We start from the raw sequence: 13,440 nt of genomic DNA on the forward strand, positions 1-13,440 counted from the left end.
CCTTTTTTTTGCCAGTTTGCCAGAATTGTCTATTGGTGATTTTATTGCGGATTAAATCGGTAAGTCAATCGGTGAGTCAGTGAAATTAATCCGCCAAAAATCCGCCAAGAAAAAACAAGAACCGAAACATAACCGGAATATAACAGGAATATAACAGGAAAAAAAATATGAATAATTTTTGTTTGCGGACGTTGCTGTTGAGTGCCGCCCTTTTAACTTCAGTTTCCGTCGGTTTTACCTGGGCTGTAAGCGAAGCTATGCCCAAAGTTATCGCTGCTGAGGGGCAAAAATCCGCTACCTCAGAGATCAGTCAGACACAAACCAATGTGGCTCAGATCATTCAACCGAGTGATTGGGCCTATCAAGCCCTAAAATCTTTGAGCGATCGCTATGGTTGTCCCGTAGATCATCCCGATAGCATTCTCTTAGACAATCAAACTCCTTTAACTCGAAATCAATATATTCTCGCCTTACAAACTTGCTTGCCCACCATCTTAAATCACCCGGCAATTACCCCAGAAGATTTAACCACCTTAGAACAGTTACGCAAAGACTTCCCGGAAGCCTTTGTCTCTGCTGAAGTTGCGCCAGCGCCACCGCCACCGCCCCAACCCAGCCTTACCCCTCGTCCGGTCGGTGGTGCCACCAGAGGCGTCCCGCTACGAGATGAACCCCTGTATGATAGTAGCAGTGACGGTTATGGCGCCTTGGACAGAAGTTCCCGCCCCCCCGCTTCGGGAGGAGTCACTACAGAATCAGAAGCATCAGAGGAATATAATCGTGAGGGATATAACCCGATTGATGAAAATCAATTTCTCCGAGCAATTAACAGTCCCTTATCAACATTTGCCATTGATGTAGATGGGGCATCTTATAGTAATGTCCGTCGGTTTATCAATAATAACCAATTGCCCCCGAAAGATGCGGTCAGAATTGAAGAATTTCTTAACTATTTTACTTACGATTATCCCGAACCTCAAGGCGATCGCCCGTTTTCTCTGACCACGGAAATTTCTCAAGCCCCTTGGAATCCTCAACATAAATTAGTTCACATTGGACTCCAAGGACAACGCATTGAGGCGGACAACTTACCCCCAAGTAATTTGGTATTTTTGCTGGATGTTTCCGGTTCGATGGATTCACCGGATAAATTACCTTTACTCAAATCAGCTTTACGGTTATTAGTCAACGAATTGAGAGAAACCGACCGAGTTTCTATTGTGGTTTATGCCGGTTCCGCTGGTTTAGTTTTGCCCCCAACTCCGGGAAGTCAAAAAGATAAAATATTAGATGCGATCGCCTCCCTAAATGCTGGCGGATCTACTGCCGGTGGGGAAGGAATTAAACTCGCTTATGAAGTCGCCCGCCAAAACTTTATGCGATCGGGAAATAACCGGGTTATTCTCGCCACCGACGGCGATTTTAACGTGGGAATTTCCAGTGATGCGGAATTAATTCGCCTAATTGAAGACTATCGCGATCGCGACGTATTCTTAAGCGTCCTCGGATTTGGCACCGGCAACTTACAAGATGCCAAAATGGAACAACTGGCAAATCGGGGCAATGGCAACTATGCCTATATTGATAACATCTTAGAAGCCAAAAAAGTGCTCGTCAATGAAATTGGCGGCACCCTTTTAACCATTGCCAAAGATGTCAAAATCCAAGTAGAATTTAATCCGGCAAAAGTCCAAGCTTATCGTCTAATTGGTTATGAAAATCGCCTCTTACAGGCGGAAGATTTTAACAACGATCAAAAAGATGCCGGTGAACTCGGTGCCGGACATTCGGTGACAGCCTTGTATGAAATTATTCCCGTTGGCGTCAACAGTTCCTTTGATTTACCGGAAGTTGACCCATTAAGATATCAGCCAAACACCGAGGAATTTTCTGGCAATAATTCTGATGAGTTAATGTTAATTAAACTGCGCTATAAGCAACCAACCGGGGACACATCGGAACTAATTTCCCAGCCTTTAATTGACCGGGAAATATCCCTAGAAAATACCTCAAATAACTTCAGATTTGCCGCAGCGGTGGCGGAATTTGGCATGATTTTACGGGAATCTAAATATCAAGGTTCCGCCAATTTATCCCAAGTGGTAAACTTAGCCCGTCAATCCCAAGGAGAAGATGCAGCAGGCGATCGGGCAGAGTTTATCCGTTTGGTAGAAGCCTGCAAAACGCTCTTAACTTCTCCAGAAAATGACCGATAAAAATAACGGTAAAAATAGATGATTAATCGTTAAGTTCATTCCCCTAGGGATGCTGGGGGGCGATCGGTTGCAGAATAGAGCAGAATATACATGAATATTATATAATTTTCTGCATATTATGCCACATAATTTGCGATCGCCTACCCTAACCTTTCTAATGGTGCGTCTAGGCTGGAATAGAGATTAACTTTTTATCCCAAACTTATCTACCAGCAAACACGCACCCTACATTTTGCTACATTTTGCTACATTTTGCTACATTTTGCTCTGTGTCTCTCTGTGTCTCTGTGGGTAAAATTCTCAGCAACCTTCGTAATGGTGCGTCTAGGCTGGAATAGGGGTTAATTGTTTATCCCAAACTTATCTACCAGCAAACACGCACCCTAAATTTTGCTACATTTTGCTACATTTTGCTACATTTTGCTACTCTTTTACAGACCTCTGTATCTCAGCAAAAAATTCTCCGTAAAGACCAGGGATTACAAAAGTTTTCTGATATTCGCTTTGTACTGTTCGGAACTCAAACCATTCCCCATGTTGGGGTTAATTTGGGCTTGTTGGAGCAATTGCTCAAGGTTAGCAATGCGATCTTCTGTGTGGGGGTGGGTTCTTAAGATAGTGGGCATAGAATTGCCACCGGCACTGAGTAGTTTTTGGAAGAATCCAATCATTCCTGAAGGGGCGTAACCACTACGAACAATGGTGGCTAAACCGTCTTGATCCGCTTCATATTCGTCGCGGCGACTTTTTGGCAAATTTAACCCCACTTCAACCCCAACGGCAACTAATACATTGTTATCCACTCCAGCGGCATCGGCAAGTCCCCCAGCAATAATGCGTTGGCGCATTTGTTTGAGGGCGTGTTTGTTAGTAATGTGGGCAATTTCATGGGCCATAACTCCAGCGACTTGCGCTTCGTTGTCAGCGGCTTTTAATAGTCCAGTGTTAACGTAGACAAAGCCCCCAGCGGTGGCAAAAGCGTTGATACTGTTGTCTCTAACGACTTGAAAGGTGTAGGGCAGGTTAGGCCGATCGCTGCTAGGGACTAACCGCTGACCAATTTGTTGCACATAGTTGTTAATTTCTGGGTCGTTGTATAGTTCCACCTGCTTGAGGATTTCATTATTGATTTGTTTGCCCAGTTCCACTTCTTGATTGTCGGAAAGACTGGTTAACTGGATGACTTGAATTCCCGGAAGAATCAGATCCCGCCAGTTAAAGGCAGAGGAAAGAGTTGGGTTGCCGCCGATTAAACCTAATGCGACAAACAGAGAAATTAACGGATAATACAAAGGTCGCCGAGAGCGACGGGATCCGGTAATCGAAAATGATTTAAGTTTAAACATAGTAAGTGTGAAGAACGAATCATCTTAAAAAGGACGTTTTGGGGGCTCATTGGCCGACTCTGCTAGATCGCACCCTGGGAATTTTCCGTTTGATTTCGGACTGGCGGCTGAACCCTCAATGTAGCTTGGGGATTACTGAAAACAACCGCATAAATAGCCGCCTAAGTCTTAGATTTCTCTAAGTCCTGGTAGATGAATGACCGCGATCGCCCTCTTATTTATGCCCCCTTATTTATATTTTAGTCTGGGCGATTGGAGAAAGAAGACTTGTCAGTGTTACTGACGTAGTTTCCAGGGGTGATGTTGCCAAGAATCTCCAAACACAAGACATTGGTCAGTCCAGACATCGAGCGAAATATAAATAAAATAGTTATTTGTCATTTGTTATTTGATTTCTGTTATTGGTTATTTGTTTTCTGACTCATTGTCCATTTTCCATTTTATCTATCCGTTACCGACTACCTAGAAGCGGCTTATCGATGCAAAAACTTGACAAAATATATATAATGCTATGTGAAAAGCCAAAAAGCTTCTTGAAATAGCCCCCGTTAAACTGGAATGGCTAAACTGAAAAATACATAATCTTAACTCTTATGACAACTAGACTTTTAAACAATCGCTATCAAATTATTTCAGCCCTAGGCAGCGGCGGGTTTGGTGAGACTTTTTTGGCAGAAGATACCCAAATGCCTTCGCGCCGTCGTTGCGTGATTAAACAACTCAAACCTGTTACGGGCGATCCCCAAACTTATCAACTGATTAAAGAACGCTTTGGCCGCGAAGCCGCTGTTTTAGAACAGTTAGGGGAGAAACACAATCAAATTCCCAAATTATATGCTTATTTTGAACTTAACGGAGAATTTTATTTAGTTCAAGAATGGATTTCTGGGGAAACTATCACCAATAAAATGCAAAAATCCGGTCAATTTAGCGATTGCCAAGTCCGAGATTTACTCACCAGTTTACTGCCAGTCTTAGATTTTGTCCACAACCAAAAAATGCTCCATCGAGATATTAAACCGGATAACATTATTTTTCGCCAAATTGATGGTTTGCCGGTCTTAATTGACTTCGGGGCAGTGAAAGAAACAATGAACACGGTGGTGACAAGTTCTGGGGGCGGCGTTCCTTCCATTGCTATTGGTACACCCGGATTTATGCCCGCCGAACAAGCGGCGGGAAGACCCGTTTATTCTAGTGATTTATATGCCTTGGGAATGACGGGCATTTATTTATTAACTGGCAAAATGCCCCAAGAGTTAGAAACCGACTCCAGAACTGGACAACTTCTTTGGCGGAATTATGCCCCGCAAGTGAGTCCAAATTTAGCCTTGGTACTGGATCGGGCGATTAGATTTAATCCCGGCGATCGCTACCACAGCGCATCAGAAATGCTCAACGCTTTGCAGCCACAAAATCAAGGAAATGTGGCATCGAATATGGCGACCGTGGCCGTGTCCCCAAGATATTCTTATGCGGGTAATTCTCAAACAACTACGACCAACTTAAGTCAATCATCCAAAGCACTTTGGCTGCCGATCGCCTTTGTGATAGTGATAATTTTTAGTGCCACATTTGCCGGAAGTTTTGCCATCATGCAAAACCGAAAAGCCTCTGTTTCTAGCTCTTCCTCTGACTCCAATAATCAGCCAACCGTCACCGATAATTCCCGATGGTCAGATAACCCTAATTCTACAGGCGATCGCGAATCAAATTCCCCAGAAAGTAACCCGACTTCAGTCTATCCTGATGCCACTGCATCAACCAACAACACATCACCGCAACCGACTCAATCCTCACCCCCAGAAACCACACCAGAAATTGCCAATATTCCCCCAACCCCTGAGAAAAATCCTACCGTAGCAACCCAGCCCCAAACTCAGCCGGAAACCTCAAATATTCCCCCAAATCCTGAAAAAATTCCCCCCGCAGAAACCCAACCGGAAACCCAACTAGAAATTCCAAATGACTCATCTAAAACTGAGGCAAATCAGCCATCCGAACCCATCGCCAAACCTTCCCGGTCTGAAGCAATTAGAAATTACTATAACCTGATTAATCAACGGCAATATTCTGCTACTTGGGATCAGCTTTCTCCCAACTTTAAAGCCACTAAATCAGGCAGCTATCAAGATTACCAGGGTTGGTGGAACCAGGTAAACAAAGTAGAAGTTGCTAAAACTAATGTGAGGGAAGTTAATGAAGATACTGCCTTAGTAAATACTGAGTTAACTTACTATATGAAAGATGGCAGAGTTTCCCCAGAAAGGTTAGAAATTTTGCTGATTTGGGATGCCGATAGTCAGCAATGGCTGATTGACGAAACTCGTCGATATTAAATTATTAGTAGGGGCTATTAGCAGGGGCGCTACGTCCAAGCGCCCCTAACGGTTCGCGAACCGCCCCTACAGGATCTTCTCTACATGATCTGGTGGGTTAGTATCCCTTGTGCGATCGAGCAAATTGTATCAACCTTACTGGAAATGACTAGATTCTTTAATTCATTTTTTTTGAATTTGCCAAAGGGGAAAGATTTGGGCAGGATTTAAGTTGACCCCAGTGATGCCTTTTTGGGCAAAAGCATAATCTTTATTTTGGAATAAGGGAATATAAGGAATATCTTCAGCGGTTAACTCTTGAATTTGAGCAAATAGTTGTTCCCGCTTTTGGGGATTTAGTTCTTGCCGCTGTTGATTGATTAGTTGATTGGCGCGATCGCTATAATAAAATGACCCTTGGGATTGACTAGCCCCATTATCACATCCTGTACTGGGAGAACCTTGAACGCAACTCAAAAACGGATGGGTAAAATTGTCGGGATCTAGAAAGTCGGGAATCCAGGTATATAAGACCGTTTGATAAATTCCTTTATCCAAGTTAGCGGTATAAGTAGTAAACTCAACGCTTTGGGGTTGCAGTTCTAAAAGTCCATCTAATTTTTGTTGGGCGATCGCTTTTAAAGCCGTAGCCACCGCATTTCTAACCGGGGAACTAGACGGATACCAAACTTCGATTTTTAACGGATTTTCTCGACTATATCCCGCCTGTTTTAACCAGTCTTTAGCGGTGGCTAAACTATCCCCTTGATTAACTTGATTAAACTTGGCAAACACAGGTTGATAAACGGAAAAGGTACTGGGAATTAAACTATAAAGGGGTTCCGCTTGACCCTGGCTGACTCGTTCAATTAACAGGTTGCGATCCACCAGAGACGCTAAAATTTTCCTAAATTCTGGATTATTTAACGGAGATTGACGAATATTCAGCATCCAATATGTAACCGAATTTCCCTCGGTAGAAAGCACTTGCCATTTTTGTTTTTCTGCCTGGTTTTCTAGACTTCTAATTTGATTAGGGTCGAGAACTTCATAAGCGACATCCACCGCACCCGTCGTAAAAGCATTATATAAGTTGACAGAATTAGATAACCTTTGAATATATACCCCTTGATTGGCGGGTTTTTCTCCCCAATAGTCGGAGAAAATATCTAACTTTAAGGAATCAGTGCCATAAGTAGCTAATTGATAGCGACCAGTCCCCACAAAAGTATCGGGTTTAAATTGACCAGGGCCAATTTGATAATAGGTTGGGGATACGGCACAAGTCCCCGCAAATGTTAATAAAGCAGTAAAGGCAGCAAAGGGTTGTTTCAGGGTAATCGTAATTTCATATTCTCCCGTAGCGGTGATGGATTTTACTACGTCAGAAAGTAAAAAAGAAGGTTGCCCTTGATTTTCTATAAATCGGCGCAGGGAAAATACCATTGCCGCAGCATTAAACGGGGTGCGATCGTGAAAAATCACCCCTTGACGGAGGGGTATTGTATAAGTTAATCCATCGGCACTAATTTTCGGCAGTTCCGTGGCTAATTGGGGGATAATTTCTGATTTTTCGTTGTAGCGATAAAGCGGATCGCCTAAGCTATTCAGTAAATAACCAGCGGTTAAATCATAAGCATCAGCGGGGTCAATGGTGCGTAATTTGGCCGTCGTCCCCAACGAGATGCGATCGCCTCCCAAATTGCCAGAATTGCCAGAATTGCCAGAATTGCCAGAATTATCCGCTGAATTTTGGAATCCCTGCCCACAACTGACAGTTAAAAGTAAGCAGAGAGCAAATAAGCCAAAAAGACGTTGCCAATGGATCATATAGATAATAGATTAAACTCCGTTTTAACCTGAAAAAAACCGGGTTTTTGCCTTAACTTTAGTATTATGGCAAAATTATGGCAAAAACGGAAGAAACCGGGTTTTTAGGCTGGGTTTCTCACCAAAAACCCGGTTTCACAAACTCCCCAGTAAGCAAACCCATTAAGTAAAATAAGGGCATTGAAAACGACTTGACATTAAATCAATCAAATCATCGCTTGTTCAATTTTCCCTTGATTCAAACCACGACCAATAAAAACTAAGCGAGTTTGCCGAGGTTCAGTGGGTTGCCAGGGGCGATCGTAAAAATAATCAAACCGCTGTCCCACACCCTGCAACACTAAACGCATGGCTTTATTTGGCACCGCCACAAATCCTTTAATGCGATAAATTTCTTCCGATGCCACCAGGGAAGCAAGACGCTTGACTAAACTGGCTGGTTCAAACCCTTTATCGAGCAGAATATGAACTGAATTAATATCATCATCATGTTCGTGATCTTCTTCCGTATCATGGTGACTCGGACGACTGTCTAAGTTATCTTCTACTGCCGCATTAAATCCTAATAGTAATTCAGGGGGAATATTGCCACTGTCACAGGGGACAATTTTCACCCCCTCTCGCACTTGCGATCGCAACCAACTGCTCACATTCTGTTGCGTTTGGCTATCCACTAAATCAACTTTAGTTAAAAGTACCAAATCGGCACAATTTAGTTGGTCTTCAAACAGTTCAGAAATCGGTGTTTCATGCTCTAAATTTGGGTCAGCTTGGCGTTGGGCTTCTAAGGCTTCAAGATCCCCAACAATTTGGCCTTTGGCCAAAGCTTCACAGTCTACCACTGTCACCACTCCATCCACCGTGGAATGGTTGCGAATTTCCGGCCAGCGGAAGGCTTGAACCAGGGGTTTAGGTAGTGCTAATCCCGACGTTTCAATCACCATACAATCGAGTTGATCTCGCCGCTTTAAAATTTCCTGCATCGTCGGCAAAAATTCTTCTTGGACTGTGCAGCATAAGCAACCATTTGTTAGTTCCACAATATTCGGGTTGACGGCAACAGCCTCATTTTCATCGTCACAAACTTGACACGATTGCAGCAGGTCTCCATCAATACCCACTTCGCCAAATTCATTGACTAAAACCGCAATGCGGCGGCCTTGGTTATTTTGCAAGAGATGCCGAATGGTAGTGGTTTTTCCTGAACCTAAAAATCCGGTGATAACTGTGACAGGTATTTTGTGCATGGGTTACTTTCTTGAGTCTATTGAGTCTATAATTTGGGAATTTTTGAGAATAGATGATTTTTTCCTGCTTAAATCTTTCCTGCTTAAATCTAGGAAAATTCTGTCAGCTTTCTCGCTGCTAAAAATAGTCCGAATTTAAGCAGTGACAGACAATGGGGATAACAATGGGGATAAAGGAGGAATACGGGCGATCGCGCCTTTTTTCATGGGTTCTGGGCGTTCTGACCAAGCCAACAACCCATCAGCTTTGGCAAAATATTGACCAGCACAATCTAAAACTGCCGCCGCAGTTTCCGGTAAACTGGCTTCATCCGCACTCAAATCACCAAACAGATAAGTATATTTTCCCGGCGACGCCAAGGAAATCACACAAGAACGACTACAAGCACTCATACAAGCCACAGGTTCAAGAGATATCTTTTCTCGTAAATCCCAAGTTTCATGTAATTGGGACAATTGATCCAGCAGTTTTTCTCCACCGCTGACGCCAACTTTTTTGCCGTCTTGCCAAACACTGGCGCAAGTGGTGCAAACAAATAAACAATGTTTTGTCATAGATTTAGGTTGAGTTTTCAGAACAATTAATTTAACCAATAGCCCAGGTTAAACTAGCCCACAATTAATCTTGTGGATCGCCTGGATGGGGCAGCGATTTTCTTGGCATTTTCTTGCCATTTTCTTTGCATTTCTTTTTGCAGCGTGGGATTATTGTTCGCGATCGCCCTTAGTAGAATCGCCTTACCCATTTTGACAATTTTAATTCTGAAAATTCTACATTCTCGATCATCCGTACCTCGCAGATGAAAATAAAAGATCGTTAGTTGACAACACCAGCAAGCGGGTATTCTGACTCAGAGACGCATAGTCTCATCACAGTTGCGGGACAGCGCCGGACTTACACCGAACTTTCCCCCTGACGTTTGGTGGCTGATCCCCACCAAAACTCACTGGTTAATCAGATTTTACCTGAAAGTTTGCACATTTGATCCAAGCATCCCGTAAAAAGGTCGCCGGGAATGAGGGGTTAGTCCTCCATTCCCGGCGACCTGAATTCAAGTTGGCCAAATATTCCCGGAGACCGGAGAAATTTCCGGATAAATTCCCGGATAAATTCCCGGATAAATTAAGTTCTGAAAAGAAAATATTCCAGCGGTCTAAAAGCTATCATGGTCGGAAGTTCCATCCACTGAAGTTTGGCCAATTCCTAATTGCTTTTTACTTTGTTTTAGCTGTTTCCATAATCCTTTAATTTCTTTATAGGCAACTGCTGGCGGCAGTTTCCCATTCGTATGTAAACTAGCAATGAACATGACGCGATTGGCAAATTCTTGTAAGTTGGCATTAAATACAAGATTTTCCGGTTTAACTTGACCATAGTAACGACTACGAGGCTCAATGAAATCAAAACGATTGGTCATAATTCACTCTCAATTTTGTTTACTAAATTTTTATGGAAAAAACTTAGAGAAAATTATTAAATATTCTCTAAAATTTTTAAGCATCAAAAACTTACCGCTATTTATCAGCGATAGATTTATAAATCTAAATCAAAATCGTTTCTTTGATAAATAACGTTATGTCTATCGATAAAAATTATCATAACCCTAAAAACCTCTTACTAATTATCAATTAAGCCCAGCCAAACACATTTGTCTCTGATTGCCTGAATTACATTAAATCATCGATATACCTGAGCTTTTATGCAGCAAAAGAATGAGGGATATTTTCCCTCTTGGGTTTTATTAGACTTCTTGGATCATAAAAAATTGCTATCCCTCGATCGCCCTTAAGTAGGGGAGAGTTTTAGATTCATGCCAAAATTGTCTATTTACTTTTACTGACTCATTTCATTTAATGATAACCGATCGCAATCAACTTTGCCAAGTGTTATGGTTATCCGATTAAGATTGCCTTAGCGCTGCCCCGCTTCAAATCTCCGATCCGATAGGGTTTTTCTATCTAGATCACATATTGCTGTAGCCATTGATACAAATACTTCATGGGCAAATTTGCAGATGATTAAATTTGTGAGTCAAACCGTGTTTCCACTTGTCAGTATATTTCCATAAGACTTGGTAGTAGAATAGTGTGATATACTTACTTGCCTCTAGATTGTCCGGTTAAATCTCATTAAATCTCAATTTAAGGATTAAACATTTCCGATTCTCCGATACACCTAGATGCTGAACTAATATTTGCCAACAAGTCTTGTTTGGGCGTAGGGTGCTTCTGGTGCGGCGGTTCGGCCCTTCGGCTGCGCTCAGGACAGGCTTCGCTCAACGACCGGGGGTGCGGGGGCGCAGGGGCGCGGGGGAAAGTGAAAAGTTAAAAGTTAAAAGTTAAAAGTTAAAAGTTAAAAGTTATGCATAAGTATCACTATTCACTATTCACTATTCACTATTCACTATTCACTCTCCCCTCATCCCCTCATCCCCCCTGCCGACGGCGGTCTCCCCTGCCCCCCTGCCCCTGAAGCCCCTCAAATGGTTGATAAGTTCCCCCTAGGGCTTCTACAACCGTGCGAGTATTAGACACCATCATTTTTATATAAGAATCTCCCTCACTCCCCGGAGCACCAATTGAATCAGAATAAAGTTCTTGGGAGGCTAATTTAACTTGGGCTTCTTGGGCGACGGTTTGAATTAAACTCGGATTAATAGTCGTTTCGGCAAAAATTGCTGGAACCCCAGTTTTTTTGATTTTTTCTACTAACTCACTCTGGGTTTTGGCGCTGGGTTTTTCTTCGGTACTGACACCAATTAAAGTCCCGACAACTTCTAGTCCATAAGCTGCGGTATAGTATTGAAAAGCATCGTGAGTGGTGACGAGTTTTCGCTTGTCTGGGGGAATGGTGGCGATTTGTTGAGCAATCCAGGTATCTAACTGTTGCAATTCCGCCGTGAGTTGGGCGGCATTTGCTGTAAAAATATCCGCATCTTCCGGGGAAATTTCAATTAATGCATCGCGAATTCCATTCACCATCGCGATCGCATTGGCAACATCCCCCCAAACATGAGGATCCGGAACTTTTTGCCCTTCATATTTCATATCCAGAGGTTTTACCAGTTCTCCCACCGCTAACTTTTTGGCATTCACCCCAGCGGCATTGATCATTCTAATCAAACCCGGTTCTAAGTTATAGCCATTGTAGAGAATTAATTCCGCTGTTTCTAATGCTTTGATATCTGCGGGTACGGGTTCGTAGGTATGAGGATCCGCACCAGGGTCTAATATGCCGATCAGATTAATTTCCTCTCCAGCAAGTTCAGCAGTCAAGTCCGTGAGAATGGTACTGGTGGAGACAATCTGCGGTCGATTCCGCAAAGCGGATCGCGAAAGCGAATCGCCACTCCCAGGATCTGGGCGGATCTCCGCTGCGGTACAGCCAATCAATGCGGCGAATAGTAACCCAATCCCTAGGGTGTTGGTGTATAAGGTAGCGCGAGTTCCGAAACGTCGGTCTTTTGAGGCATCGCCTCCTTGATGAGTGCTTACTTTCATAAATCTTTAAACTGTTTCATATTTCTTTCATTTTTGTATTGTATGATATTTTCATAATCCTTTCATTTTTCAGATTGTATTGCTCTCAAAGCAGCCAAAGCCAGAACAGGAGGCCACGATGACTACGATCCAGTTTCCCCTAAATGCCGACATCAATCGCCGCGAAATTCCTAGCATTACGGTGAGTCATTTAACCGTTGCCTATCGGCAAGTGCAAGCCTTGGTGGATGTGAACTGCGCGATCGCTCGTGGGCGACTGACCGGCATTATTGGGCCGAATGGGGCGGGCAAAAGTACCTTGATCAAAGCCATGCTGGGATTAGTTCCCACCGTTGTTTCCGGGGAAAATTGTGGCATCGTCCTTTATGAAGGCAAACCCTTGGTGAACCAACGGGAAAAGGTGGCTTATGTACCGCAGCGATCGCAGATTGATTGGACATTTCCCGCGACAGTCTGGGATGTGGTGATGATGGGACGGGTGCAGAAAACCGGCTGGTTTCGTCCTTTTTCCTCCGTCAGTCGTCGTCTAGGGGCTGAGGCTTTAGCCAGAGTGGGCATGAGTGATTATCGCGATCGCAAAATCGGCGAACTCTCTGGAGGACAACAACAGCGGGTGTTTTTAGCCCGTTCCTTAGCCCAAGAAGCGGATATTTACTGTTTTGATGAGCCCTTTGTAGGCATTGACCAAAAAACCCAAGATATTATTTTCGATATTTTTCACGAACTAGCCGACCGGGGCAAAACCGTCGTAGTCGTGAACCATGATTTAGGCAATTCGATTCAGAATTTTGATGATTTGATTTTATTAAATCGGCAGGTAATCGCCTGTGGGTCGCGCGAACAAGTGCTCAAGGCAGAAAATTTATATCAAGCTTATGGCGGAAAAGTTGTATTTTTTAATAGTGAAGCCGCATAGTATTAGGGTGGGCAAAATTTGCCAGCAACGAAGCGGCTGGCAAATATATCTGTAGGGGCGAAGCAT

The 13,440-nt window shown here is 43.3% G+C and carries 10 protein-coding genes and 1 riboswitch; of the genes, 3 read left to right on the forward strand and 7 right to left on the reverse strand.

Going from position 1 to position 13,440, the window contains the following annotated elements; all coding sequences use genetic code 11:
- Positions 1-167 precede the first annotated feature (167 nt).
- Positions 168-2,216, forward strand: coding sequence for a VWA domain-containing protein (locus tag AM228_RS10660; protein WP_054466100.1), 2,049 nt, complete (start codon positions 168-170; stop codon positions 2,214-2,216).
- A gap of 479 nt (positions 2,217-2,695) precedes the next feature.
- On the opposite strand, the gene AM228_RS10665 is transcribed toward AM228_RS10660, so the two are convergent.
- On the reverse strand, positions 2,696-3,562 hold the full coding sequence (locus tag AM228_RS10665) for a M48 family metallopeptidase (protein ID WP_054466101.1): 867 nt from the start codon (positions 3,560-3,562) through the stop codon (positions 2,696-2,698).
- Between the two features lie 593 nt (positions 3,563-4,155).
- On the opposite strand from AM228_RS10665, the gene AM228_RS10670 reads away from it, so the two are divergent.
- Complete coding sequence (locus AM228_RS10670; protein ID WP_054466102.1) at positions 4,156-5,901, forward strand: serine/threonine protein kinase; 1,746 nt, start codon at positions 4,156-4,158, stop codon at positions 5,899-5,901.
- Between the two features lie 162 nt (positions 5,902-6,063).
- Here the strand turns inward: AM228_RS10670 and AM228_RS10675 are convergent, their stop codons facing one another.
- The 6 genes from AM228_RS10675 to AM228_RS10695 form a co-directional block, all read right to left on the reverse strand.
- A complete protein-coding gene (locus tag AM228_RS10675) occupies positions 6,064-7,710 on the reverse strand; it encodes an ABC transporter substrate-binding protein (protein WP_054466103.1) in 1,647 nt (548 codons plus the stop codon).
- Between the two features lie 206 nt (positions 7,711-7,916).
- Positions 7,917-8,957 (reverse strand): cobalamin biosynthesis protein CobW, encoded by a 1,041-nt coding sequence (gene cobW / locus AM228_RS10680; protein WP_054466104.1) that lies wholly within the window; start codon positions 8,955-8,957, stop codon positions 7,917-7,919.
- 135 nt (positions 8,958-9,092) lie between these two features.
- Positions 9,093-9,512: a DUF1636 domain-containing protein gene (locus AM228_RS10685; protein ID WP_054466105.1), complete on the reverse strand. Its 420-nt coding sequence runs from the start codon at positions 9,510-9,512 to the stop codon at positions 9,093-9,095.
- A 53-nt stretch (positions 9,513-9,565) separates the two neighbouring features.
- On the reverse strand, positions 9,566-9,703 hold the full coding sequence (locus AM228_RS32365; protein ID WP_156331689.1) for a hypothetical protein: 138 nt from the start codon (positions 9,701-9,703) through the stop codon (positions 9,566-9,568).
- 72 nt (positions 9,704-9,775) lie between these two features.
- A riboswitch (cobalamin riboswitch) is annotated at positions 9,776-9,920 on the reverse strand.
- A 191-nt stretch (positions 9,921-10,111) separates the two neighbouring features.
- Positions 10,112-10,375 (reverse strand): hypothetical protein, encoded by a 264-nt coding sequence (locus tag AM228_RS10690; protein ID WP_054466106.1) that lies wholly within the window; start codon positions 10,373-10,375, stop codon positions 10,112-10,114.
- A gap of 1,009 nt (positions 10,376-11,384) precedes the next feature.
- Complete coding sequence (locus AM228_RS10695; protein WP_072160735.1) at positions 11,385-12,458, reverse strand: metal ABC transporter solute-binding protein, Zn/Mn family; 1,074 nt, start codon at positions 12,456-12,458, stop codon at positions 11,385-11,387.
- A gap of 118 nt (positions 12,459-12,576) precedes the next feature.
- Between AM228_RS10695 and AM228_RS10700 the strand changes: the two genes are divergently transcribed.
- Entirely contained in the window at positions 12,577-13,374 is a 798-nt protein-coding gene (locus AM228_RS10700) for a metal ABC transporter ATP-binding protein (RefSeq protein ID WP_054466107.1), read from the forward strand.
- Positions 13,375-13,440 lie beyond the last annotated feature (66 nt).

This window comes from Planktothricoides sp. SR001, assembly GCF_001276715.1.
Taxonomy (GTDB): domain Bacteria; phylum Cyanobacteriota; class Cyanobacteriia; order Cyanobacteriales; family Laspinemataceae; genus Planktothricoides; species Planktothricoides raciborskii.